Genomic DNA, 24,692 nt, shown 5'->3' on the forward strand with positions numbered 1-24,692 from the left:
AAAACAAGTTATGCCGGTCGGCGCAATCAAAACAAAAGCTGATTTAGCTCTATGAATTGGCCCGCCTGCACCCGTGCAGGCCGGCAACAAGTTATGCCTGATGACCATAGCGAGGTGGTCCCACTCCTTCCCATCCCGAACAGGACAGTGAAACGCCTCTGCGCCGATGATAGTGCGGATTCCCGTGTGAAAGTAGGACATCGTCAGGCTGTTATAGCGACAAAGGGCCCGGCAGCAATGCCGGGCCCTTTTGTCTTTTCGGCGGCCGCTATCACGCATTCATGATGAATTCTGTGTCGCAGTTCGCAGCGCCGGCCCGCACCAGCTCCCCAATTAATGCGAAAAGCCACTCTTGTCGTGGCTGCGCGGCAAACCAGCGCTCATGGACCAAGCGGAAGTAGGCCGTGCTTTCCGCCCACGCAGCGAAGTCGTCCAAACGTGCAGTCTGCAACTCCAGCAACTTGAACTTGAGCAGCACCTTGGCGGCATGCGCGGCGTGCCGCCGCGGCTCCCGCAAGTACGCGGCCAGCCTGCTGCGTGCGCGCCCCAGCGCTTCTGTGACGTCCGAGAACAACGACCCGTGCCCCGGGATCACCACCCGCGGCGCGAGACTCTCGATGAGGTCCAGCGTGGCGCTCACCTCGTCGAACGCGTGCTCACCTTCGAGCTCCGGGAATACGACCCCGAAGCCGTTCTGCCAAAGTGCATCGGCGGAAATCAGGGTGCGTGAGGCGGGTTCGAACAGGATCACCGAATGCGGATCGTGCCCAGGTGCGGCATGCACCTGCCACGCCTGGCCGCCCAACTGCACTGCGCTGCCCGGTCGCAGCAGGTCGTCATAGTCGAAGCGTGGACATTGCTGTCCCGTCGGCTCGTACGAGAGCGCCGCCGCATCCCATGCGCGCACAGCGTCCGCGAGACCCGGCGGGATCATGGTCCGGAGCATGGGATAGCGCGCCCGCAGAGCCGCATTCCCCCCGCAATGATCGCTGTGCAGGTGGGTGTTCGCGAGCATGCTTAGCGGCAGGTCTCCCACAGCGCGGGCCACGAGCGCGAGCGTCAGCTCCGAATGCGTGCAGTAGCCGCTGTCCACGACAGCCGCCTCTTCGGCCCCGCACAACACGATGGTGTTGGACGACAGCCAGCCGCGCTCCAGCACCGTGACGCCCGCAGGCAGTCCATTCACCGCAGAACTCATGAAGCCGGCTTGCCCTCTGCGCCCGGTCGCAGTTCGCGCCGCAGGATCTTGCCGATATTCGACTTCGGCAGCTCGTCGCGAAATTCGATGTACTTGGGCACCTTGTAGCCGGTCAGGTTGTCACGGCAGTGCCGCGTCACCTCCTCTTCCGTGAGGGTGGGATCGCTCTTCACGACATAGATCTTGATCGCCTCGCCCTGCTTCTCGTCCGGCACGCCCACGGCGGCACACTCGACGACCCCCGGGCAGGTGGAAATCACGTTCTCCAGCTCGTTCGGGTACACGTTGAAGCCGCTGACCAGGATCATGTCCTTCTTGCGATCGACGATGCGGGTGTAGCCACGCGCATCCATGGCGCCGATATCGCCCGTGCGCAGGTAACCGTCGGCGGTGAACGCCCTGGCATTCTCGCCCGGCTGGCCGTAGTAGCCGGCTGTGACGTTGGGACCGCGGATGCAGATCTCCCCCACCTCGCCCAGCGGCAGCGAACGGTCGGCATCGTCCTTGATCGCAATGTCGACGCCCGGCAGCGGCAACCCGATGGTGCCGGAGAACTCGCGCGCATCCAGCGGGTTGTTGGTGCCGATTGCGCAGGTCTCGCTCATGCCCCAGCCTTCGACCATCACCGACCCCGTCACCTGCTGCCACAGCCGTGCCGTCCCCTGGGAAGCTGCCATCCCGCCAGCCTGCGAGACGCACAGGCCGGAGAAGTCCACCGAGCGGAACTGCGGATGCTGCAACAAGGCATTGAAAAGCGTGTTCACCGCAGGCAGGACGTGGAACGGCCGCTTCTTCAGCACTTCGATGAACTTCCCGATGTCACGCGGATTCGGCACCAGCGTGAGATGGCCCCCCCAGCGCACGGCGAGCAGCAGCAGTGTGAGCGCGAAGATGTGGTACAGCGGCAGCGCCGCGATGCTGTTGATCCGGTGCGTCTCGCCGACGCGCTCCAGCGCCGGCGTGAACCACGCCTCCGCCTGCAAGACAGCGGCGACCACGTTGCCGTGCGTGAGCACCGCCCCTTTCGACAGCCCGGTCGTGCCCCCCGTGTACTGCAGGAAGGCGATCGAATCCGGCGACTGCGGCACCGGACGCAGCGTCTGCCGTGCGCCCTCCCGCAGCGCCTGCGCCAGCGGCGTGACCGTGCGTCCGCCGCCCAGGGGCAGGCGGAACGCGGGCACCAGACGCGCCACGTGGCGCACCGCGAAGGTGATCCAGTGCCCGTACCAGCCGCCCAGCAAGTCGCCGATCCCGGTGACCACCACGTGGCGCAGCGGCGTTTCGGCGATCACCTCCTGCAGCGTGTGGCAGAAGTTCTCCAGGATCACGATCACGGTCGCGCCGGAGTCCTGCAACTGGTGTTGCAGCTCGCGCGCTGTGTACAGCGGGTTGACGTTCACGCAGGTGCAGCCCGCACGCAGCACCGCGGCTGCGACCACCGGGAACTGGGGCAGGTTCGGCAGCATGATCGCCACCCGTGCGCCAGGCTCCAGCCCCATGCCCTGCAGCCACGCCGCCAGTGCGCGCGAGTGCTGGTCCAGCGTCGCATAGCGCATCCAGCGGTCCATGCACACCGAGAACGGGCGCTCGGCGTTCTGGCGGAACGACTCTTCCAGCAGCTGCGTCAGCGAGACGTACTGCGAAGGATCGATGTCGTGCGGAACGCCCGGCGGATAGCTTCGCAGCCAGGGCCTGGAATCCATCGTGTGCTCCATCGGGCCGATTCTCCGGGGCACGCCGTGCGCCGCTAGCGGGCTTGTCCCAAGATGCGCCGCAGCTCCGTCTCGCAAGCGACAGGGTCGGCATCGAACAGCAGGTCCATGAGGCGCTGCTCGCGCTCGCGGATGGTGTCCAGGAAGCGTTCGGCCCCCCCGCGTTGCCTGGCCACGCTGGCGAAGGTGTCGAAGCCGGATTCCAGGAAGCGCTGCAGCGCGCTCAGGCCCGCGGCCGACGCCGGGCCGCGCATCATCCTGAGCATCAGCCGCAGGCCCGGCAGACGCGTCAGGCGCGCCATCTCCGCGCCGATGGCCAGCACGGTCTCGAGCTGCCGCTGCCGATCGGCGCGCCGACCCACCGCCTTCCAGGCGCGCACATAGCCGGCCGCCTCGTCGCCGTCTTGCGCAGTCTCGCGCGCGTGGGCCACGCCGTGGTCGAGCGACTCCGTCAGCGCGTGCAGCCGCGCCAGCGCGCAAGCGGTCTCCGCCACGTCGCGCGGAAACAGCTTCTCCACGGCGCCCGCGATCCGCGCGAACTGCGCGTCGCGTTCCGCGTAGTCGCGCTCGCTGTACAGCTCCTGCAGGAAGAACTGCGCCGCCGCGCTGTAAGGCCCGGCGGCCGGCAGGTCCGCATACGTTCCCCTGAAGCGCCGCGCCTGCAGGCGCTTCACCCGGTTCACCGCCGCCCCGATCTGCGGCTGGTCGCGGCTTTCGCGGCGCATGGCCTCGACTTCGGCGACGGCCTGGCGGATCGTCTCGGCGGTGTTCATGGCAGCACCGAGTCTAGCGAGTGCCGCCCCACCCGGCGCCGCCCGCACCCCGTGGGATACTGGGACCATGCCGCGCCACTCCAGCCTTGCGCGCCTGCTGCAAGTCTCCGTTGGCACCCAGGTCGCGATCGCCGCGCTCTGGGGCGCATGGCGATGGCCCGTCTCGCCGCTGCAAGCCGTGCTCGGGATCCTGCTGATCGCGCTGCTCGGGCCCATCGTGCTCGCCATCGAGGTGGCACTGTCCGCCGCCGTGAACCGCGCCGACGCGCGCGTGCCCGCGGCCTCGGCGGGCCAATTGCTGCACGCGTGGTGGACCGAAAGCGTCCACCTCTTCGCCACGTTCTGGTGGCGCCAGCCGTTCCGTTGGCGTGCCGTCGACGACCATCTGGATGCGCGCTGCGCCGGCCGCACCGGGATCGTGCTGGTGCACGGGTTCATGTGCAATCGCGGCTTCTGGAACTCTTGGATGCGCAGGCTGCGCGCGCAGGGGAATGCGTTCGTGGCCGTCAACCTGGAGCCCGTGTTCGGGTCCATCGACGCGTACGCACCCATCGTGGAACAGGCCGTGCAGCGCATCGAGCAGCTCACGGGCCGGCCACCGCTCCTGGTATGCCACAGCATGGGCGGGCTCGCGGCGCGCGCGTGGTGGCGCGCGCACGGAACGGGCCGCAAGGTGGCCGGGCTCGTCACGATCGGCAGCCCGCATGGCGGCACGTGGCTGGGGCGCTTCAGCCACAGCCGCAACGGGCACCAGATGCGCCTGCAGGGCGAGTGGCTGCGCGAGCTCGCTCACGACGAAGTTCGCCAACCGCTACCCGCAATGACCTGCTGGTACTCCAACTGCGACAACATCGTGTTCCCCGCCGCGACGTCGATGCTGGAGCACGCCGACAACCGCTTCATCGCCGGCGAGCCGCACGTCGCACTCGCCTTCCATCCCCAGGTCCTCGAGGGCTGCCTGGTGCTGCTGGACCGACTCGATCGTGCCTGTCAAGGTGAATCTGTCACAGGTCCGGCGCTGGAAAATAGCTAACTGAACCTTTCCTACGCTTCCTAAGCTCTGCTCAACGCGGGAGGAATACGAACGTTTCCAGTCCGCGTCCAGGGAGGTAGATCAATGAATGGTGCGATGAACGACGGCGCCTTGGCGGCGCCCAGGCGCGAGCTCGATGCCACCGGCAGCGGGCTCGCAATGATCATGGACGAACTGGCCCACGGCGTGCTGGTCGCGTCCGCAACCGGCCAGCTCCTGCATGCCAACCAGGCGGCCCGGCACGAGCTGGCCCGCCGCCAGATCCTGACGGTCCAGGAAGGCAAGCTCCAGACGGCGGACGCGCGCCAGTCGCGCGTGCTGCTGCAGGCGCTGGAAAAGGCGGAGTCGGGCCTGCGCAGCCTGATCGCGCTGCGCTCGCCCACCGGCCGCTTGAGCATTGCCGTGGTCCCTCTGCGCAGCCAGCAGCCGCGCCCCCGGGTGCCGATCGCCCTGTTCCTCTCCCGCGCTTCGGTCTGCGACGCACTCATGCTGTGCTTCTTCGCCCGCAGCCACGGCCTCACGCCGGCGGAGGAACAGGTGCTCTCCATTCTCTGCCAGGGCTATTCCGCCCCCGAGATCGCCGCCCAATTGAATGTCGCCGTCTCCACGGTGCGCAGCCACATCCGCAGCCTCTGCACCAAGACGCACACCAACGGCGTGCGCGCGCTGGTGGGCCAAGTCGCCGTGCTGCCGCCGCTCGGCGCCGCCTTCCTGCAAGACCCGCCGCACTAGGGCAGACGCTCCGCCGGCTCGGCGGTTCTCGTGCTAGAGTTTTTCTCACTCGAGGGGAGTGGATGACATGGCCATGTCCCGCATCGCCACGGAACAGGAAAAGCTGATTGCCGGCCTCGAGCCCTCCCTGGGCCGCCTGGCCGCGCGCGGGCTCCTGCGCAACTACCGCAAGAACAGCATCGTCCTGAACGAAGGGGACACGGGCGACTCCCTGTTCGTCATCCTTCAGGGTCAGGTGAAGGTGTACGCAACGGACGAAAACGGCCGCGAGATCACCTACGGAACCATCCAGGCCGGCGACTACTTCGGCGAAATGTCGCTCGATGGCGGGCCCCGCTCGGCCTCGGTCATGACGCTGGAGCCCACTCTGTGCTCGCTGGTGTCGCGCGCGCTGCTGCAGCAGCACCTGGCCGACGAGCCCGCGTTCGCCCTGGCCCTGGTCGGCCAGGTGATCCGCCGGGCCCGCGCCGCCACCGAAACGGCGCGCCAGATGGCGTTGCTGGACGTGTACGGGCGCGTGATCCACACCCTGGAAGGCCAGCACGGGCCGGCCAGCCACGCCGCGCCGATCCAGCTCACGCAGATCACCCACCAGCAGATCGCCAGCCGCGTCGGCGCTTCGCGCGAGATGGTGAGCCGCCTGTTGAAGGACCTCGAAAAGGGCGGCTACGTCGAGCTCGGGATCAAGCGCATCACCCTGAAGAAGAAGCTGCCGGCGCGCTGGTAGGCCCTCAGCGCTGCACCGCTCGGGCCTGTTGCAGGGCGTCCGCGAACAGCGCGGCCACGCCGCTGCAGGCCGGCAGGGGGTGCGCCGCCGCGCGCGCGTCGCCTGCGCCCTGGCGGGCCGCCAGCCGGCGGGCCGTGCGCCGCGCCTCCGCCACCTGCCCTTGCAGCACCTGCGCCACCACCAGCGTGCGCAGGCCCGGCAGGTAGTGCGGGTTGCGCTCCACGGCGCGGCGCGCCCATTCCAGTGCCGTGTGCGTGTCGCCGGCCACCAGCGCGGACAGTGCGGCGACGCCGTCGTAGAGATAGCGCATCGGCTCCAGCGGGATGGTGGCCAGCGCACGCTGCGCCAGTTCGCGCGCCGCGGCGCCCAGCCCCTGCAAGGCCCGCAACTCCGCCTGCAGCAGCAGGGTGAGCGTGTCGTCGGGGCGGGCGCTGAGGGCCTGGGCATAGCACTCTTCCGCCGCGTCGGCGTCCTGCGCCGCATAGAGCCAGGCCTGGCCCTGCACCGTGAGCGCCCGCACGGAGCCCGGATCGCACTGCAGTGCCGAGGCGGCATGCCGGCGCGCCTCTTCCGCGTCCGGACCGGGCTGCGCCACGCCCAGCTGCCGCAGCCGCAGCACGTGCAGGTGCGCAAGCCAGGCGTGCGGCGCCGGCTGGCCGCGGCCGCGCTCGATCAGGTGTTCCAGCATGCCGCAGGCCCGCTCGACGTCCACTGCCGCCAGCCGGTGCATGAGCCCGATGGCGGCGAGCAGCAGCGTGAAGCCTTCCAGCGCGGGCAGCGGCCGGTCGCGCGAGCGATCGAGCTCGTGCGCGATCACTGCCGAATGCACGGCCGCCACCACCTGCCGCATCAGGTTGCCCTCGCCGAAATCCGCCTCCCGCAACGGCCCCTGGAAGCTGCGGGCCCAGGCGACGTGCCCGTTGAGCGCGTCAGCCAGCTCCACGTACAGCGACAGCTGGGCCCCGCCGCCGCGGGCACGCCCGGTGAGCACGTAGTGCGCGCCCAGCGCGCGCCGCACCTCGTCGAGATCGGCCTTGGCGCCGCCGAAATGGGCCGTGGACAGGCGCGAGACCACCTGCAGTTGCTCGCTGCCGGCGAGCGCGGCGACGATGTCGTCGGCCAGCGCCTCGCCCGTGAGCCCGTCGGTGGGCGGCGCGTGCACGCCGAAGGGCAGGACGGCGACGGTCGGCCGCAACGAATGCGTCGCCAGCCGCCGCACGGGCACCACGGGCGCCTGGCCCGCATCGCCGATGCGCCAGGCGTGCACCGGCTCCCGCACGTGCTTCAAGTGGCAGGTGCCCAGATCCTGCAGCAGCAGGCCCGGTTGCGGCCCCAACCGCTCCCGGAGTGCCGCCGAGACGACGATCTCGCCCGGCCCCGCGAGCGACGCGATGCGCGCGGCCAGGTTCACGTCGGTGCCGTAGATGTCGTAGTCGTCGGCCACGAAGTCGGCCAGGTGGGCGCCGATGCGCAGCTGCACCTGGTCTTCCGGCGGCAGCCCCGCATTGGTTTCGGTGCACCAGGCCCGCATGGCCAGTGCCGCGCGCACGCAGCCCTGCGGGTCGGAGAATTCCATCATCAGCCCGTCGCCGAGGCTCTTGTGGATGCGCCCGCCGTCGGCTGGCAGGCGTTGCTCCACGAAAGCGACGAAATGCTGCCAGCGGAGGATGAACTCCTGCTCGTCCTGCTCCATCAGGCGCACCGACTCGACCACGTCCGCCACCGCGATCACCTTGGTGGTGCGTGTCAACCGGGGCGCGTGTTCCGTGGGGGCCGGCATCCGCTGGAGCAGGGTATGGACGTGCTTCTTCTTGTATCACGATGCTGCCGAGTGCGCGAACACGCTGGGCCGTCCGCACGGCCGATCCGTGAAGCACTTCGTCGGGACCTAGGGGCATCCCCGGCGACTTTCTCAGTGGAAACCCCTATATTTGAAGCATGGCCGAACAGCAATCCCCCCGCCCTCCGCGCATCGTGCCGATCCGCTCCCTCGGCGCCGGGCATCGCCGCCGGATCGCCTCGCACCTGCTGGCGCTCGATCCGCACGACCGTTACCTGCGGTTCGGCTACGCCGCGAACGACGAGCAGATCCGCCGCTACGTCGACCAGCTCGATTTCGAGCGCGACGACATCTTCGGCATCTTCAACCGCAAGCTGGAGCTGATCGCCATGGCGCACCTGGCCTTCATCCCCAGCGACCCGGGCACGGCGCCCGGCGCGGAGTTCGGCGTTTCGGTGCTGGCCAAGGCGCGCGGGCGCGGCTACGGCTCGCGCCTGTTCGACCGCGCCGTCACGCATGCGCGCAACGAGGGGGTGGAGCTGATGTTCATCCACGCGCTGTCCGAGAACACGGCGATGATCAAGATCGCCCGCCATGCCGGGGCGACGCTGGAGCGCGAAGGCTCCGAGACCGAGGCCTACCTGCGCCTGCCGCCCGCCACCCTGGACAGCCGCATGAGCGAAGTGGTCGACGAGCAGGTGGCCCAGGTCAACTACCAGCTGAAGAAGCAGGCGAGGACTTTCCTGGAACTGCTCGCCGGCCTGCAGGAGGCGCGGCGCGGCGCCATCGAGGCGCGCGGCAAGAGCGGCCGCTGAGCGGCCCTGCCCGACCCGCGGCGTAGGAGGGCGGCTGAGCCTGTGTGCCCAGCCAATCCGTTATCCTATCCGTCCCACCACTACCCCCGCCGACCAGGCTGTGTCAGACCCTCACCCTGCGCGCGCCGCGCCAGAGAAGCAGGACAAGCGCACTTTCCTGCAGAAGGTTGCCGAGTTCATCCATCCCGGCCCCGATTCGAAGGAGGAGCTGATCGAGACCCTCGCGGACGCCGAGGACAACGAGATCATCGGCCCCGAATCGCGGGTGATGCTCGAAGGCGTGATCAAGATGGCCGAGCTCACGGCCGGCGACGTGATGGTGGCCGCGCCGCGCATGGACCTGGTGAACATCGACGCGCCGTACGAGGAGATCCTGCACCTCGTGATCGACACGGCGCATTCGCGCTTTCCGGTGTACGAGGGCGACCGCGAGAACATCATCGGCATCCTGCTCGCGAAGGACCTGCTGAAGCTGCAGCGCTCGCCGGACCTGAACCTGCGCGCCCTGCTGCGCCCGGCGGCGCTGGTGCCCGAAAGCAAGGGCCTCAACGACCTGCTGCGCGAATTCCGGGGCAACCGCAACCACCTCGCCGTCGTGATCGACGAATTCGGCCGCGTGGCCGGCCTGATCACGATCGAGGACGTGCTGGAACAGATCGTGGGCGAGATCGAGGACGAATTCGACGTCGTCGAGGACGAGGGCGACATCTTCGGCCTGGCGGACCGCACCTACCGCGTGAGCGGCGACACCTCCATCGAGCGCGTGAACGAGGCCTTCGGCCTGTCGCTGGGCCTGGCGGAAGAAGACGAGCACGAATTCGACACCATCGGCGGGCTGATCGCGCACGAGATGGGCCACGTGCCGCAGCGCGGCGAATCCATCGTGCTGGGCGGGATGCGCTTCGACGTGCTGCACACCAAGGGGGGCGCCGTCCGCTGGTTCAAGGTGAGCCCCGCTGCCAGTGACGGCGAAACGGCTTGAGCCTGCGCTCCGTCCCCGTCCTCCCCTGTCTCCTCGCAGCGCTGGCCGGCCTCCTGCAGGCGCTGTCGCTAGCCTGGCCGGGCAATGGGCAGCCGCTCTGGTGGCTGCAGCTGCTGTCGCTCGCGGCCCTGGTCGTCCTGCTGCAGCGTGCCGCCGGCTGGAAGGCGGGCGCGCTGCTTGGATGGGTGTTCGCCACCGCCTGGCTGGCGGGCACGTTCTGGTGGCTGTTCATCTCCATGCACGTCTACGGCGGGCTCGCGTCGCCGCTGGCAGCCGCCGCGGTGCTGCTGCTCGCGGCCTTCCTCGCGCTCTATTACGCGCTGGCGGCGGGGTTGTGGCGCGCGGCGGCCGGACGGCCCTGGCGCGACGGACTGCTGTTCGCCTTGCTGTGGCTCGGTGCCGAACTGCTGCGCGGCACGCTCTTCACCGGCTTTCCCTGGGGCGCCGGCGGCTATGCGCATGTCGATGGCCCGCTCGCGCCGCTCGCGCCGTGGATCGGCGTCTACGGCATCGGCGCCGTGGCGGCCTTGCTGGCCTGGCTGGTCGCCGTGCTCGCGCGCCGGCCGCTGCGGGGCTCGTGGCGCTACTGGCTCGCGCTCGCCGCGGCCGCGGGGCTGCTCGCGGCCTGCAACGAGCACACGGCCAGCGCGCCGCGCTCCGCATTGGCGGGGCCGCGCCTGCAGGTCGCGCTGTTGCAGGGCAACATCCCGCAGGACGAGAAGTTCCAGGGCGGCACCGGCATCCCGCTGGCGCTGGAGTGGTACCGCGCCCGGTTGCGTGACACGCAGGCGCAACTCGTGGTGGCGCCGGAAACGGCGATCCCGCTGCTGCCGATTGAACTGCCCGAAGGCTACCTGCAGGACCTGCGCGACACCTTCGCCGAGGGGGAGCGTGCGGCGCTGGTGGGCATTCCGCTGGGCAACTTCGACGAGGGCTACACCAATTCGGTGATCGGCCTGCGCCCGGGCGACGCCAGCTACCGCTACCACAAGCACCACCTGGTGCCCTTCGGCGAATTCATCCCGCCGCTGTTCAAGTGGTTCACGCGGATGATGAACATCCCGCTGGGCGACTTCAACCGCGGCGACGTCGGCCAGCCGTCCTTCGCCTGGCGCGGCCAGCGGCTCGCCCCCAACATCTGCTACGAGGACTTGTTCGGCGAGGAGCTGGGCGCGCGCTTCGCCGACCCGACCAGCGCCCCGACCATCTTCGTCAACGTCAGCAACATCGCCTGGTTCGGCGACTCGGTGGCGATCGACCAGCACCTGCAGATCAGCCGCATGCGCGCCCTGGAGTTCGAGCGGCCCATGATCCGCGCCACCAACACCGGCGCCACGGTGATCATCGACCGCTTCGGCCGCGTCACGCACGCGCTGCCGCGCCTCACCCGCGGCGTGCTGGTGGGCGAAGTGGAGGGGGGCACGGCCCTCACGCCTTTCGCGCGCTGGGTCAGCCGCTTCGCGCTGCTGCCGCTCTGGCTGGCCGCGCTGGCCGGGGTGCTGCTGGCCCTGCGGGCCGGGTGGCGCCGCCCGCAGCCCTAAAATCGTGGGTTCCGCGGGCCGCCGGCCCGCGCCGACCCCGGGTGCCGCCGTTGCGGCCCCGCCGCCTATGCTCACATTCCAGCAACTGATCCTCAAGCTGCAGTCGTACTGGGACGCCCAGGGCTGCGCACTGCTGCAGCCCTACGACATGGAAGTCGGGGCGGGCACCTCGCACACCGCCACCTTCCTGCGCGCCATCGGCCCCGAGCCGTGGAAGGCCGCGTACGTGCAGCCCAGTCGCCGGCCCAAGGACGGCCGCTACGGCCAGAACCCCAACCGCATGCAGCACTACTACCAGTACCAGGTGGTGCTCAAGCCGGCCCCGGCCAACATCCTGGAGCTGTACCTGGGCTCGCTGGAAGCGCTGGGCTTCGACCTGAAGAAGAACGACATCCGCTTCGTCGAGGACGACTGGGAGAACCCGACGCTGGGCGCCTGGGGCCTGGGCTGGGAGGTCTGGCTCAACGGGATGGAGGTGACGCAGTTCACCTACTTCCAGCAGGTCGGCGGCATCGACTGCAAGCCGATCACGGGCGAGATCACCTACGGCCTGGAGCGCCTGGCGATGTACCTGCAGGGCGTGGACAACGTGTTCGACCTGAAGTGGACCGAGGGCCTCACCTATGGCGACGTCTACCACCAGAATGAGGTGGAGCAGTCGACCTACAACTTCGAACACAGCGACGCCGAGTTCCTGTTCACGGCCTTCGGCGCCCACGAGAAGCAGGCCAAACATCTCATGGAGCAGCAGCTCGCGCTGCCCGCCTACGAGCAGGTGCTCAAGGCGGCGCACACCTTCAACCTGCTGGACGCGCGCGGCGCGATCAGCGTGACCGAACGCGCGGCCTACATCGGCCGCATCCGCAACCTGGCGCGCAGCGTCGCCCAGAGCTACCTCGAAAGCCGCGAGCGCCTGGGCTTCCCCATGGCCCCGCGCGAGTGGGTGGCCGAACTGCAGAAGAAGGCGGCGTGAGCATGACGGTGCAGAACCTCCTGGTCGAACTCTTTGTCGAGGAACTCCCGCCCAAGGCGCTGAAGAAGCTGGGCGAGGCCTTTGCCGGCGTGCTGCTGGAGCAATTGAAGGCGCAGGGCCTCGCCACCGGCGAATCGAAGCTCACCGCCTTCGCCTCGCCGCGGCGCCTGGCCGCGCACGTCACGGCCGTCGCCTCGCAGGCGCCGGACAAGGCCCTGTCGCAGAAGCTGATGCCCGCAAGCGTGGGCCTCGACGCCGCCGGCAACGCCACCCCCGCGCTGCTGAAGAAGCTGCAGGCGCTGGGCGCCGATGCCTCCGTGGTGCCGAAATTGAAGCGCGCGATGGACGGCAAGGCCGAAGCGCTGTTCTACGACAGCACCGCCAAGGGCGTGACGCTGGCCGAAGGCCTGCAGAAGGCGCTGCAGGACGCCATCGCGAAGCTGCCGATCCCCAAGGTCATGACCTACCAGCTCGCCGACGGCTGGAGCGACGTGAAGTTCGTGCGCCCCGCGCACGCGCTGGTCGCCCTGCATGGCGCCGAGGTGGTGCCGGTGCAGGCGCTCGGGCTGCAGGCCGGCCGCACCACGCACGGCCATCGCTTCGAGGCGGTGGCCGAAGACATCGTGCTGAAGGACGCGGACGGCTACGCCGCCACGCTGGCGCGCGACGGCGCGGTGATCGCGAGCTTCGCCGAGCGGCGCGCCGAGATCGTGCGCCAGCTGCACGAAGCCGCCGCGGCGGTCGGCGGTGGCGCCCGCCCGATCGAGGACGAGGCGCTGCTCGACGAAGTGACCGCGCTGGTCGAACGCCCCAACGTGCTGGCCTGCGCCTTCGAGCCCGAATTCCTCGAAGTGCCGCAGGAGTGCCTGATCCTCACGATGAAGGCCAACCAGAAGTACTTCCCCCTGCTGGATGCGCAGGGCAAGCTCACCAACCGCTTCCTGGTGGTGAGCAACATCCGCCCGCAGGACCCGAGCGCCGTGATCGGCGGCAACGAGCGCGTGGTGCGCCCGCGCCTGGCCGACGCCAAGTTCTTCTTCGACCAGGACCGCAAGAAGACGCTGGAGTCGCGCGTCCCTGGCCTGGCCAAGGTGGTCTACCACAACAAGCTGGGCACGCAGGGCGAGCGCATCGAGCGCGTGCGGGCCATCGCCGCCGTCATCGGCGCGCAGGTCGGCGGCGACGCGCTGGCGCGCCAAGCCGATCTGGCGGCGCGGCTGGCCAAGGCGGACCTGCTGACCGACATGGTGGGCGAGTTCCCCGAGCTGCAGGGCGTGATGGGCGGCTACTACGCGCGCCACGATGGCCTCGGCGACGAGATCGCGGTCGCCATCGAGGACCACTACCGCCCGCGTTTCGCCGGCGACGAGTTGCCGCGCAACGAGGTGGCCGTGGTGGTGGCGCTGGCCGACAAGCTCGAGACGCTGGCCGGCCTGTTTGCCATCGGACAGCTGCCCACCGGCGACAAGGACCCATTCGCGCTGCGCCGCCATGCCCTGGGCATCGTGCGCATGCTGATGGAGCGCGACCTGCCGCTGGCGCTGGACAACCTGGTTACGCAGGCGCTGGCCGCCTTCCCGCAGGCGCAGACCGACACCCACCAGCAGCTCACCGAGTTCATCTACGAGCGCCTGGCCGGCCAGCTGCGCGAGCAGGGCTACAGCGTGCACGAGGTGGATGCGGTGCTGGCGTTGCGGCCGCAGCGCCTGGGGGAAGTGCCGAAGCGCCTCGACGCCGTGCGCGCCTTCGCCGCGCTGCCGGAAGCGCCGGCGCTCGCCGCGGCCAACAAGCGCATCGGCAACATCCTGAAGAAGGCCGACAAGGCGGACGCCCATGTGAGCGAGCCGCTGCTGCGGGAGGACGCCGAGAAGGCGCTCTACGCGGCCACCCAGCGCATCGCCCCGCAGGCGCGCACGCAGTTCGAATCCGGCGACTACACCGGCTCGCTGCAGACGCTCGCGGCCCTGCGCGGCCCGGTCGACGCCTTCTTCGACGACGTGATGGTGAACGCCGAGGAGACCGATCTGCGCCTGAACCGCCTGGGCTTGCTGGCCACGCTGCACCAGGCCATGAACCGGGTCGCCGACCTGTCCCGCCTTGCTCAATAAACGCACCGCCTCCGCCATGAAGCTGGTCATCCTCGATCGCGACGGCACCATCAACCACGAGAGCGACGAGTTCGTCAAGTCGCCCGAGGAGTGGATCCCGCTGCCCGGCGCGCTGGAGGCGATCGCGCGCCTGAACCACGCCGGCTGGCACGTGGCGGTGGCCACCAATCAGTCGGGCCTGGGCCGCGGCCTCTTCGACGTCGCCTCGCTCAACGCCATCCACGCCAAGATGCACAAGGCGCTGGCCGCCCTGGGCGGCCGCGTCGATGCGGTGTTCTACTGCCCGCACGGGCCCGACGAAGGCTGCCAGTGCCGCAAGCCCAACCCGGGCCTGTTCGAGCAGATCGGCGAGCGCTTCGGGGTGGACCTCAAGACCGTGCCGGTGGTGGGCGACACCCCGCGCGACCTGGTGGCCGGCGTCGCCGTCGGCTGCCAGCCGCACCTGGTGCTGACCGGCCGGGCCGCGTCGCTGAAGGGCCAGCCGCTGCCGGGGGGCTACCCCGCCCACACCCGCGTGCACCAGGACCTCGGCGCCTTCGCCGACTGGCTGCTGGCACGGGCGTCGGCACCGCGGCCCGCCTCCTGACATACTCCGGCCCCATGGCCCTGCTGCGTTCCACCATCCACGTGCTGTGGATGCTCGTCACCGTCGTCCCGTACGCGCTCGCGATCGTGCTGCTGTCGCCGTTCGCGAAGCCCTACACGCTGTACCGCATCGCGCGCGGCTGGCTGCAGCAGGTGATGCGCGGCCTCACCGTGTTCTGCGGCGTGCGCTGGCGCGTGCACGGCATGGAGAACCTGCCGACCGGCCAGACCAGCCCCGCGATCCTGCTGGTGAAGCACCAGTCCACGCTGGAAACCTTCTTGATGCCGGTGCTGATGCCGCATCCGCTGGCCTACGTCTTCAAGCGCGAGCTGCTCTACATCCCCTTCTTCGGCTGGGCGATCGGCCGGCTGGACATGGTGCACATCGACCGCAGCCAGCGCGCCCAGGCCTTCAACAAGGTGGTGGAGCAAGGCAAGCGCCTGCTGGCGCAGGGCGTGTGGGTGATCATGTTCCCCGAAGGCACGCGCATCCCGCGCGGCCGCGCCGGCACCTACAAGTCCGGCGGCACGCGGCTGGCGGTGGCCACGGGCGCGCCCGTGATCCCGATCGCCGTGACCTCGGCGCGCTGCTGGCCGCGCAAGTCCATGCTGAAGTTCCCCGGCGTCGTGGACGTCTCCATCGGCAAGCCGATCCCGAGCACCGGGCGTGAAGCCGACGAACTGATGCGGGAAGTCGAAGCCTGGATCGAAGCCGAGATGCGTCGCCTCGATCCCGAAGCCTACGTGCAGGAATCCAGCCAACCGGCCGCGCAGGTGTAACCGCGGCGGGGAAGCCACTGCGCTTCCGTAGAATCGCGGCCCATGCAGTCGCCTCTTCAGCTCCTCCTCGACCTGTTCGACGAGCCGAAGGCGAAGCCGGCGCCGCCGCCGGCCGCGCGCGAGCCGCTCTCCGAGGAAGATCTGCGCCCGGTGCCGGGCGAGCCGCTCGAGAGCGTGCTCACGCCGCAGGCCTTCCGCCACCCCGACGCCAACCGCGAAGCGCTCCTGGGCCAGGTGCTGGTCGCCTACGAATTCCGGCGCGCGCGGCGCAAGAACATCGGTTTCGTGGTCGGCCCCGAGGGATTGGTGGTGACTGCGCCGCGCTGGGTGCCCCTGGGCGAGGTGGACCAGGCCGTGCGCGCCAAGAGCCGCTGGATCGTGAACAAGCTGGAGGCCGCGCGCGAACGCCAGGCCCGGCTGGAGGCCGCGCGCATCGAGTGGAAGGACGGCGCCACCTTCCCCTACCTCGGCGAACCGGTGATCGTGGTGCTCGATCCCCGCCATGCCTTCAGCGAGACGGGCGGGGTGCTGCACACGGACACGAGCACGCTGCCCGGCGTGGCGCGCCAGACCCTGCACATCGGCCTGGCCCAGAGCGCCACGCCGGCGCAGATCCGCGACGCGGTGCAGGCCTGGCTGATGCGGCAGGCCCGCAGCCTGTTCACCGAGCGGCTGAACCACTACGCGCCCCAACTGGGCGTGCAGTGGCGCAAGCTCACCCTCAGCAGCGCCGGCACGCTGTGGGGCACGGCGCACAGCGACGGCTCGATCCGCCTGAACTGGCGGTTGGTGCACTTCCGCCTGGCGGTGATCGACTACGTGGTGGCCCACGAGCTGAGCCATCTGCGGGTGATGGACCACAGCCCCCGCTTCTGGGACACGGTGCGCTCGGTGGTGCCGAACTACCCGGAGCTGCGGGCGCACCTGAAGGACGAGGCGCTGCCGGCCTGGTGAGGCGCGCCCGCCGCCCGGCGCAGGCCGGCGGCCACGGCCTTGAGTTGACGTTGACGTAAACGTCAGATGTAATCCCGGCATGTCCGCGCAGCCTTCGAGCACCTACACGATCAGCGACCTTGCCCGCGAGTTCGACCTCACGACGCGCGCGATCCGCTTCTACGAGGACATGGGCCTGCTGCAGCCCTCCCGCTCCGGCCCCGGCGGGCGCAACCGCGTCTACAGCTCGCGCGACCGCACCCGCCTGAAGCTCACCCTGCGCGCCAAGCGCCTCGGCCTCTCGCTCACGGAGGCCAAGGACATCATCGACATGTACGACAGCCCGCGCGACACCGGCCCGCAACTGCGCAAGTTCCTCACCATCCTGGCGCAGCATCGCCAGCAGCTGGAAGACCAGCTCGCCGAGCTGCAGGCCAACCTCGACGAGGTGCGCACCCACGAGAAGGAAGCCCGGGCGCTGCTGGCGCGGCTCGAAAAGGACAAGGTCCGGGCATAATTGACGTTTACGTCAACGTCAATTCCCCGCCGCCCATGGACGCTCCGCGCTACGACCCGCTGGATCCCGCCTTCGCCGAGCGCGTGCGCGCCAGTTTCGCGAAGCAGGGCGCCATGCACACCATCGGCGCCAGCCTGGCCGAGATCGCGCCCGGCCGGGTGGTGATCGCTCTGCCCTGGCGCGCCGAGCTCACACAGCAGCACGGCTTCCTGCACGCCGGCATGGTCGCCACCGCGCTCGACTCCGCCTGCGGCTACGCCGCCTCCACGCTCATGCCGGCCGAGGCTGGCGTGCTGACCATCGAATACAAGATCAACCTGCTGGCGCCGGCGCAGGGCGACTCCTTCCGCATGGAAGGCCTGGTCGTCAAGCCCGGGCGCACCATCAGCGTCACGGAAGGCCGCGCCTACGCGCTGCACCAGGGCCGCGAGAAGCTGATCGCCACCATGGGCGCCACGCTCATGACGATCAGCGGCCGCGACCACATCAAGCACTGAAACGTTCGACCCCAGGAGACACCATGCAGCTACCCGGCCTGAACTTCGGCCTCGGCGAAGACCTCGAGGCGCTGCGCGACAGCGTGCACGCCTTCGCGCAGGCGGAAATCGCACCGCGTGCCGCCGAGATCGACCGCAGCGACCAGTTCCCCATGGACCTGTGGCGCAAGATGGGCGAGATCGGCGTGCTGGGTATCACCGTGCCCGAGGAGTACGGCGGCGCCAACATGGGTTACCTCGCGCACATGCTGGCGATGGAGGAGATCTCGCGCGCCTCGGCTTCCGTCGGCCTGTCCTACGGCGCGCACAGCAACCTGTGCGTCAACCAGATCAAGCGCAACGGCAGCGAGACGCAAAAGAAGAAGTACCTGCCCAGGCTGATCTCCGGCGAGCACGTCGGCGCGCTCGCCATGAGCGAGACGGGCTCCGGCAGCGACGTCATCTCGATGAAGCTGCGGGCCGAGGACAAGGGCGGCTACTACCTCCTGAACGGCAGCAAGATGTGGATCACCAATGGGCCCGATGCCGACACGCTGGTGGTCTATGCCAAGACCGAGCCGGAGCTCGGCGCCCGCGGCGTCACCGCCTTCCTGATCGAGAAGGGGATGAAGGGCTTCTCGATCGCGCAGAAGCTCGACAAGCTGGGCATGCGCGGCAGCCATACGGGCGAGCTGGTGTTCCGGAACGTGGAGGTGCCGGCCGAGAACATCCTGGGCGCGGTCAACGGCGGCGCCAAGCTGCTCATGAGCGGCCTCGACTACGAGCGTGCGGTGCTCGCTGCCGGCCCAATCGGGATCATGCAGGCCGTGATGGACAACGTGGTTCCCTACATCCACGACCGCAAGCAGTTCGGCCAGAGCATCGGCGAGTTCCAGCTGATCCAGGGCAAGGTCGCCGACATGTACACGGTGCTGCAGGCCGCGCGCGCCTTCTGCTACACCGTCGGCAAGAACCTCGACATGCTCGGCAGCGAGCACGTGCGCCAGGTGCGCAAGGACTGCGCCTCGGTGATCCTCTGGTGCGCCGAGAAGGCCACCTGGATGGCCGGCGAGGGCATCCAGATCTACGGGGGCAACGGCTACATCAACGAGTTCCCGCTGGGGCGCCTGTGGCGCGACGCCAAGCTCTACGAGATCGGCGCCGGCACCAGCGAGATCCGCCGCATGCTGATCGGGCGGGAGCTGTTCGCGGAAACCATGTAGAGGTTCGGCGTTCAGCGTCAAGCGTTTGGCGTCGGCTGTCACGCTCAACGCTCAACGCTCAACGCCCAACCGTCACAATAGCCCATGCCTTCCATCGACGACCTCTTCACCCACAACCGCGCCTGGGCGGCGCAGATGGAGCGCGATCGCCCCGGCTTCTTCACCGGGTTGACCAAGCAGCAGAAGCCGAAGTTCATGTGGATCGGCTGCTCCGACAGCCGCGTGCCCGCCAACCAGATCACCGGGCTGGATCCCGGCGAGGTGTTCGTGCACCGCAACGTCGCCAACGTGGTGGTGCACTCCGACCTCAATGCGCTTTCCACCGTGCAGTTCGCCGTGGAGATGCTCAAGGTGCAGCACATCATGATCGTCGGCCACTACGGCTGCGGCGGCGTGGCGGCGGCGCTGCACGGCGAGCGCATCGGCCTGGCCGACAACTGGATCCGCCACATCCAGGACGTGCGCGACCGCCATCGCGGCATCCTGGAGAACATCGCGCCGGAGAAGCGCGCCGACGCGCTGGTGGACCTGAACGTGATCGAGCAGGTGGTCAACCTGTGCGTGAGCACGGTGATGGTGGACGCCTGGGCCAAGCACCAGAACGTGACGATCCACGGCTGGGCCTTCGGCGTGAACGACGGCCTGCTGCAGGACCTGGGCATGACCGTCAACAGCACCGACTCCATCGAGCCGGTCTACCGCGCCGCGATCCAGGGCGTCATCGCGGCGAGAAGCTAGCGGCGACCGGAGCGATGTTCCCGCAGCGCCTCGACTCCCCTGTGGCCTACGGCATCGCGAAGGCGATGCTGGAGGGCTTCAACAGGCACTACCGCCTGTTCCGCCAGGAGTCGCAGCGCGCCAAGCAGCGCTTCGAGGCCGCCGACTGGCACGGCCAGCAGCGCGTGCAGCGCGAGCGCATCGAGTTCTACGACCTGCGGGTGCGCGAGGCCGTCGTCCGGCTGGAGCAGGAGTTCCAGGCGGGCGAGCAGCCGATGGAGGTGTGGCACCAGGCCAAGCTGCACTACATCGGCCTGCTGATCGACCACCACCAGCCCGAGTGCGCCGAGACCTTCTTCAACTCGGTCACCACCAAGATCCTGCACCGCACCTACTTCCACAACGACTTCATCTTCGTGCGGCCGGCGGTCAGCACGGAGTACATCGAGAACGACGAGCCCGCGGCCACGCCCACCTACCGCGCCTACTATCCCAGCCGCGAGACGCTGCGCGAGAACATCGTGCGCATCGTCGACAACTTCCAGCTGAAGCGTCCCTTCGACGACCTCGAGCGCGACGCCGGTTTCGTGGTGGAGGCGATCAGCGCGCGGCTCGCGCACGTGAAGCTGCGCGCCAACTTCCAGATCCAGGTGCTGTCGTCCCTGTTCTTCCGCAACAAGGGCGCCTACGTGGTGGGCAAGATCATCAACGGCTTTGCCGAACTGCCGTTCGCGCTGCCGATCCTGCCCGACCGGCACGGCCGGCTGGTGATCGACGCGGCCCTGTTCGGCGAGGACGAACTGCAGATGCTGTTCTCCTTCGCCCGCGCCTACTTCATGGTGGACATGGAGATCCCGGCCGCCTACGTGCAGTTCCTGCGCACGCTGATGCCGCGCAAGCCGCGCGGCGAGCTCTATAGCGCGCTGGGCCTGGCCAAGCAGGGCAAGACGTTGTTCTACCGCGACTTCCTCTACCACCTGAAGCACTCGAGCGACAGGTTCCGCATCGCCCCCGGCATCAAGGGCATGGTGATGCTGGTGTTCGACCTGCCCTCCTTCCCCTACGTCTTCAAGCTGATCAAGGACCGCTTCCCGCCGCCCAAGGAAACCACGCGCGAGCAGATCCAGGCCAAGTACCTGCTGGTCAAGCAGCACGACCGGGTGGGTCGCATGGCTGACACGCTGGAGTACAGCGAGGTGGCGTTCGCCCGCGACCGCTTCGAGGAGGAGCTGCTGCAGGAGATCCGCCACCACGCGCCCAGCCAGCTGGAGGTGGGCGACCGCGACGGCGACGGCCACGAGGAGGTGATCCTCAAGCACCTCTACATCGAGCGGCGCATGATCCCGCTGAACATCTACCTGCAGGAGGCCTTCGATGCCGGCGAGCACGGCCAGGTGGAGCGCGCCGTCATCGAGTACGGCAACGCGATCAAGGACCTGGTGGCCGCCAACATCTTCCCCGGCGACATGCTGTGGAAGAACTTCGGCGTCACCCGTAACGGCAAGGTCGTGTTCTACGACTACGACGAGATCGAATACCTCACCGACTGCAACTTCCGCAAGGTGCCCGAGCCGCACAACGAGGAGGAGGAGATGTCGGGCGAGGTCTGGTACGCGGTGGGCCCGAAGGACGTGTTCCCGGAGACCTTCGCCCCTTTCCTGCTCGGGCACCCGGCCGTGCGCGAGGTGTTCATGCAGCACCACGCCGAGCTGCTGGATCCCGCCTACTGGCAGGCCCACAAGGAGCGCATCCTGGCCGGCTACGTGCACGACGTGTTCCCCTACGAGCGCGAGAAGCGCTTCGTGCGCCGGCAGCAGCACGAGGCCGCGCGCGTGGCCGAGACGGCGCAATGAGCGCGCAATGGAAGGAACTGTGGGAAGTCGCCAGCTTCGTCGTCACCGCGCTGGGCCTGCCCTTCGCGATCCTCTTCTTCGCCTGGGAGCAGCGCAAGGAGCGCGCCAACGAGGAGGAGGAGGGCTACCAGCTGCTGTCGGACGCCTACACCGACTTCCTCAAGGTGGTGCTGGCCAATTCCGACCTGCAGCTGCGCAGCAACGAGCCGCTGGACAACCCCACGCCGGAGCAGCGCGAGCGCATGCTGGTGATCTTCGAGATGCTGGTCTCGCTGTTCGAACGCGCCTTCCTGGTGGCCCACAAGCCGCGCATGAGCGAGGACGAGGCGCGGCGCTGGAACAGCTGGGACGACTTCATGCGCCAGTGGTGCCGGCGCAAGGACTTCCACGGCCACCTGCCACAGCTGCTGCGCGGCGAAGACCCCGAGTTCCGCGACTACATCCGCCGGATCGCCCAGGAGGAGGGCGGTCCGATTCCCCAGGACACCTGATGTCCGCATCCTTCCAGAGGAGAAATCACCATGGCTGATTCCATCGTCATCGTCGGCGCCGCCCGCACCCCCATGGGCGGGTTCCAGGGCGACTTCGCCGCGCTCGCCGCGCACGATCTCGGCGGCGCCGCGATCAAGGCGGCCGTCGAGCGCGCCGGCATCCCGGCCGACGCCGTCGGCGAAGTGCTGTTCGGCAACTGCCTGATGGCCGGCCAGGGCCAGGCGCCGGCGCGCCAGGCCCTGTTCAAGGGCGGCCTGCCCAAGAGCACCGGCGCCGTCACGCTGTCGAAGATGTGCGGCTCCGGCATGAAGGCCGCCATGTTCGCGCACGACATGCTGCTGGCCGGCACCCACGAGGTGATGGTCGCGGGCGGCATGGAGAGCATGACCAACGCGCCCTACCTGCTGCTCAAGGGCCGCGGCGGCTACCGCATGGGCCATGACAAGGTCTACGACCACATGATGCTCGACGGCCTGGAGGACGCCTACCAGGCCGGCCGCTCCATGGGCACCTTCGGCGAGGAATGCGCGGCCAAGTACTGCTTCACCCGCGAGGCGCAGGACGCCTTCGCCACCACGTCGGTGAAGCGGGCGCAGCAGGCCACGGTGTCCGGCGCCTTCGCGGCGGAGATCACGCCGGTGACGGTGAAGGACCGCGCCGGCGAGCGCGTCGTCAGCATCGACGAAGGCCCGGGCAAGGTGAAGCTGGACAAGATCCCGCAGCTGAAGCCCGCCTTCAAGAAGGACGGCACGATCACGGCCGCGTCCTCCTCCTCCATCAACGACGGCGCCGCGGCGCTGGTGATGATGAAGGAGAGCACCGCCGCCCGCCTGGGCGTGAAGCCGCTGGCGCGCCTGGTCGCCCACGCCACGCACGCGCAGGAGCCGGAGTGGTTCACCACCGCGCCCGTGGGCGCCACGCAGAAGCTGCTGGCCAAGACCGGCTGGAAGGTCTCCGACGTCGACCTGTGGGAGGTGAACGAGGCCTTCGCCGTAGTGCCGATGGCGCTGATGGAGGAACTGAAGGTGGCGCACGACATCGTCAACGTCAACGGCGGCGCCTGCGCGCTGGGCCATCCGATCGGCGCTTCGGGGGCGCGCATCATGGTGACGCTGCTGCACGCGCTGAAGGCGCGCGGCGGCAAGCGCGGCATCGCGACGCTGTGCATCGGCGGCGGTGAAGGCACGGCGGTGGCACTGGAGCTGTTCTGATCGCGCCATGAAGGTCCTCGTCCTCGGCGCCTCGCGCGGCATCGGCCTCGAATTCGTGCGCCAGTACCGCGAAGCCGGCGACGCCGTGATCGCCACGGCGCGCGACGACGAAGGCCTCGCGCGCCTGCAGGCGCTCGGCGCCAGGCCGCTGAAGCTCGACGTGACCGATCCGGCGAGCATCAGCGGCCTGGGCTGGCAGCTCGATGGCGAGAAGCTCGACGTGGCGCTCTACGTCGCCGGCGTCATGTCGCACGGAGGTGCCACCGCGCCCCCGGCGCGCGACGACTTCGACCGCGTGATGCGCACCAACGTCTGGGGCGCGATGCAGGCGATCCCGCAGGTGGCGCCGCTGGTGGAGGCGGCCGGCGGGAAGTTCGCCTTCATCAGCAGCCAGATGGGCCACATCGGCGGCGCGGAATCCAGCTACAGCTGGGTCTACCGCGCCAGCAAGGCGGCCCTGAACATGACGGTGGCTTCGGCCCAGCCCGATTACCCGCGGGCCACCTTCCTCGTGCTGAGCCCCGGCTGGGTGCAGACCGACATGGGCGGCAGCGGTGCGCCGCTGGCGGTGGACGCGAGCGTGGAGTGGATGCGCCGCACCATCGAGCTCGCGTACAAGCACCGCCACGTGCCCTTCCTCGACTACGATGGCACGCCCTTCAAGGGCTGGTGAACCGAATGCTCTTGACTCCCGACCAGGAAATGATCCGCGATGCCGTGCGCGATTTCGCGCGCGAGCAGCTGTGGCCCCACGCGGCGCAATGGGACCGCGAGCACACCTTCCCGCGCGATGCGCACCAGGGGCTGGCGGCGCTCGGCGCCTACGGCATCTGCGTGCCGGAGGAGTACGGCGGCGCCGGGCTCGATTACCTCACGCTGGCGCTGGTGCTGGAGGAGATCGCCGCCGGCGACGGCGGCACCAGCACCGCGATCAGCGTCACCAACTGCCCGGTCAACGCCATCCTGATGCGCTACGGCAGCGAGGCGCAGAAGAAGCAATGGCTCGCGCGGTTGGCGAAGGGCGAATTGCTCGGCGTCTTCTGCCTCACCGAGCCGCACGTGGGCAGCGACGCCTCGGCCCTGCGCACGACGGCCACCCGCGCGGGCGACGGCTACGTGATCAACGGCGTCAAGCAGTTCATCACCAGCGGCCAGAACGGCCAGCTCGCGATCGTGATCGCGGTCACGGACAAGGCGGCGGGCAAGCGGGGCATGAGCGCCTTCGTCGTTCCCACCGACACGCCCGGCTACATCGTCGCCCGGCTGGAAGACAAGGTCGGCCAGCATTCCAGCGACACGGCGCAGATCCGCTTCGAGGGCTGCCGCATCCCCGCCGCCAACCTGATCGGCGGGGAAGGCGAGGGTTACCGCATCGCGCTGTCGGCGCTGGAAGGCGGCCGCATCGGCATCGCCGCCCAGAGCATCGGCATGGCACGCAGCGCCTTCGAGGTGGCGCTGCAGTATGCGAAGGAGCGCGAGAGCTTCGGCACCGCGATCTTCAACCACCAGGCGGTGGGCTTCCGCCTGGCCG

At 69.1% G+C, this 24,692-nt stretch carries 24 protein-coding genes and 1 rRNA gene; 21 read left to right on the forward strand and 4 right to left on the reverse strand.

The window, feature by feature from the left end; translation table 11 throughout:
* Positions 1 to 96: 96 nt before the first annotated feature.
* Positions 97 to 209: ribosomal RNA gene (rrf, locus tag VFM98_RS07765) — 5S ribosomal RNA — on the forward strand.
* Between the two features lie 62 nt (positions 210 to 271).
* Here rrf and VFM98_RS07770 read toward each other — a convergent pair.
* From VFM98_RS07770 to VFM98_RS07780, 3 genes are read right to left on the reverse strand one after another with little or no spacing between them, the layout of a single operon-like run.
* Entirely contained in the window at positions 272 to 1,198 is a 927-nt protein-coding gene (locus tag VFM98_RS07770; protein ID WP_325109340.1) for an MBL fold metallo-hydrolase, read from the reverse strand.
* Positions 1,195 to 2,901: an AMP-binding protein gene (locus VFM98_RS07775; protein ID WP_325109341.1), complete on the reverse strand. Its 1,707-nt coding sequence runs from the start codon at positions 2,899 to 2,901 to the stop codon at positions 1,195 to 1,197. The genes VFM98_RS07770 and VFM98_RS07775 overlap by 4 nt, the downstream gene beginning before the upstream one ends.
* A gap of 44 nt (positions 2,902 to 2,945) precedes the next feature.
* Positions 2,946 to 3,683 (reverse strand): FFLEELY motif protein, encoded by a 738-nt coding sequence (locus VFM98_RS07780; RefSeq protein ID WP_325109342.1) that lies wholly within the window; start codon positions 3,681 to 3,683, stop codon positions 2,946 to 2,948.
* Between the two features lie 67 nt (positions 3,684 to 3,750).
* Here VFM98_RS07780 and VFM98_RS07785 point away from each other — a divergent pair, with 67 nt between their 5' ends.
* From VFM98_RS07785 to VFM98_RS07795, 3 genes are all read left to right on the forward strand, one after another.
* Positions 3,751 to 4,716: an esterase/lipase family protein gene (locus tag VFM98_RS07785; protein WP_325109343.1), complete on the forward strand. Its 966-nt coding sequence runs from the start codon at positions 3,751 to 3,753 to the stop codon at positions 4,714 to 4,716.
* A 96-nt stretch (positions 4,717 to 4,812) separates the two neighbouring features.
* On the forward strand, positions 4,813 to 5,448 hold the full coding sequence (locus VFM98_RS07790; protein ID WP_325109344.1) for a helix-turn-helix transcriptional regulator: 636 nt from the start codon (positions 4,813 to 4,815) through the stop codon (positions 5,446 to 5,448).
* Between the two features lie 67 nt (positions 5,449 to 5,515).
* Positions 5,516 to 6,175 carry a Crp/Fnr family transcriptional regulator gene (locus VFM98_RS07795; RefSeq protein ID WP_325109345.1) on the forward strand — a complete coding sequence of 220 codons (660 nt, stop codon included), beginning with the start codon at positions 5,516 to 5,518 and terminating at the stop codon, positions 6,173 to 6,175.
* 4 nt (positions 6,176 to 6,179) lie between these two features.
* Here the strand turns inward: VFM98_RS07795 and VFM98_RS07800 are convergent, their stop codons facing one another.
* A complete protein-coding gene (locus VFM98_RS07800; protein ID WP_325109346.1) occupies positions 6,180 to 7,955 on the reverse strand; it encodes an adenylate/guanylate cyclase domain-containing protein in 1,776 nt (591 codons plus the stop codon).
* Between the two features lie 158 nt (positions 7,956 to 8,113).
* Between VFM98_RS07800 and VFM98_RS07805 the strand changes: the two genes are divergently transcribed.
* The 17 genes from VFM98_RS07805 to VFM98_RS07885 form a co-directional block, all read left to right on the forward strand.
* On the forward strand, positions 8,114 to 8,770 hold the full coding sequence (locus tag VFM98_RS07805) for a GNAT family N-acetyltransferase (protein WP_325109347.1): 657 nt from the start codon (positions 8,114 to 8,116) through the stop codon (positions 8,768 to 8,770).
* 100 nt (positions 8,771 to 8,870) lie between these two features.
* Entirely contained in the window at positions 8,871 to 9,752 is an 882-nt protein-coding gene (locus tag VFM98_RS07810) for an HlyC/CorC family transporter (protein WP_325109348.1), read from the forward strand.
* The gene (gene lnt / locus VFM98_RS07815) at positions 9,749 to 11,293 is read left to right on the forward strand and encodes an apolipoprotein N-acyltransferase (protein ID WP_414708998.1); all 1,545 of its coding nucleotides are present in this window, start codon (positions 9,749 to 9,751) and stop codon (positions 11,291 to 11,293) included. Before VFM98_RS07810 ends, lnt begins: the two co-directional genes overlap by 4 nt.
* Before the next feature lie 67 nt (positions 11,294 to 11,360).
* A complete protein-coding gene (glyQ, locus tag VFM98_RS07820; protein ID WP_325109349.1) occupies positions 11,361 to 12,266 on the forward strand; it encodes a glycine--tRNA ligase subunit alpha in 906 nt (301 codons plus the stop codon).
* A gap of 2 nt (positions 12,267 to 12,268) precedes the next feature.
* Positions 12,269 to 14,374, forward strand: a complete 2,106-nt coding sequence (gene glyS, locus VFM98_RS07825) for a glycine--tRNA ligase subunit beta (RefSeq protein ID WP_325109363.1) — start codon at positions 12,269 to 12,271, stop codon at positions 14,372 to 14,374.
* 16 nt (positions 14,375 to 14,390) lie between these two features.
* The gene (gene gmhB, locus VFM98_RS07830) at positions 14,391 to 14,960 is read left to right on the forward strand and encodes a D-glycero-beta-D-manno-heptose 1,7-bisphosphate 7-phosphatase (protein ID WP_325109350.1); all 570 of its coding nucleotides are present in this window, start codon (positions 14,391 to 14,393) and stop codon (positions 14,958 to 14,960) included.
* 14 nt (positions 14,961 to 14,974) lie between these two features.
* On the forward strand, positions 14,975 to 15,739 hold the full coding sequence (locus tag VFM98_RS07835) for a lysophospholipid acyltransferase family protein (RefSeq protein ID WP_325109351.1): 765 nt from the start codon (positions 14,975 to 14,977) through the stop codon (positions 15,737 to 15,739).
* Positions 15,740 to 15,781: 42 nt separating this feature from the next.
* Entirely contained in the window at positions 15,782 to 16,693 is a 912-nt protein-coding gene (locus VFM98_RS07840) for a SprT family zinc-dependent metalloprotease (protein WP_325109352.1), read from the forward strand.
* Positions 16,694 to 16,772: 79 nt separating this feature from the next.
* Positions 16,773 to 17,189, forward strand: a complete 417-nt coding sequence (locus VFM98_RS07845; RefSeq protein ID WP_325109353.1) for a MerR family DNA-binding transcriptional regulator — start codon at positions 16,773 to 16,775, stop codon at positions 17,187 to 17,189.
* A gap of 35 nt (positions 17,190 to 17,224) precedes the next feature.
* Positions 17,225 to 17,686 (forward strand): PaaI family thioesterase, encoded by a 462-nt coding sequence (locus VFM98_RS07850; RefSeq protein ID WP_325109354.1) that lies wholly within the window; start codon positions 17,225 to 17,227, stop codon positions 17,684 to 17,686.
* Between the two features lie 23 nt (positions 17,687 to 17,709).
* Positions 17,710 to 18,888: an isovaleryl-CoA dehydrogenase gene (locus VFM98_RS07855; RefSeq protein ID WP_325109355.1), complete on the forward strand. Its 1,179-nt coding sequence runs from the start codon at positions 17,710 to 17,712 to the stop codon at positions 18,886 to 18,888.
* Positions 18,889 to 18,972: 84 nt separating this feature from the next.
* On the forward strand, positions 18,973 to 19,626 hold the full coding sequence (gene can / locus VFM98_RS07860; protein WP_325109356.1) for a carbonate dehydratase: 654 nt from the start codon (positions 18,973 to 18,975) through the stop codon (positions 19,624 to 19,626).
* A gap of 14 nt (positions 19,627 to 19,640) precedes the next feature.
* Positions 19,641 to 21,458: a bifunctional isocitrate dehydrogenase kinase/phosphatase gene (gene aceK, locus VFM98_RS07865; RefSeq protein ID WP_325109357.1), complete on the forward strand. Its 1,818-nt coding sequence runs from the start codon at positions 19,641 to 19,643 to the stop codon at positions 21,456 to 21,458.
* Positions 21,455 to 21,949 (forward strand): hypothetical protein, encoded by a 495-nt coding sequence (locus VFM98_RS07870; RefSeq protein WP_325109358.1) that lies wholly within the window; start codon positions 21,455 to 21,457, stop codon positions 21,947 to 21,949. Before aceK ends, VFM98_RS07870 begins: the two co-directional genes overlap by 4 nt.
* Before the next feature lie 30 nt (positions 21,950 to 21,979).
* The gene (locus VFM98_RS07875) at positions 21,980 to 23,161 is read left to right on the forward strand and encodes an acetyl-CoA C-acyltransferase (RefSeq protein WP_325109359.1); all 1,182 of its coding nucleotides are present in this window, start codon (positions 21,980 to 21,982) and stop codon (positions 23,159 to 23,161) included.
* Between the two features lie 7 nt (positions 23,162 to 23,168).
* The gene (locus VFM98_RS07880; RefSeq protein ID WP_325109360.1) at positions 23,169 to 23,834 is read left to right on the forward strand and encodes an SDR family oxidoreductase; all 666 of its coding nucleotides are present in this window, start codon (positions 23,169 to 23,171) and stop codon (positions 23,832 to 23,834) included.
* A 5-nt stretch (positions 23,835 to 23,839) separates the two neighbouring features.
* Positions 23,840 to 24,692 (forward strand): acyl-CoA dehydrogenase family protein (locus tag VFM98_RS07885; RefSeq protein WP_325109361.1); only part of this gene is annotated, 853 nt, incomplete at its 3' end.

The organism is Ramlibacter sp., from assembly GCF_035706265.1.
In the GTDB taxonomy this organism is placed as follows: domain Bacteria; phylum Pseudomonadota; class Gammaproteobacteria; order Burkholderiales; family Burkholderiaceae_C; genus Ramlibacter.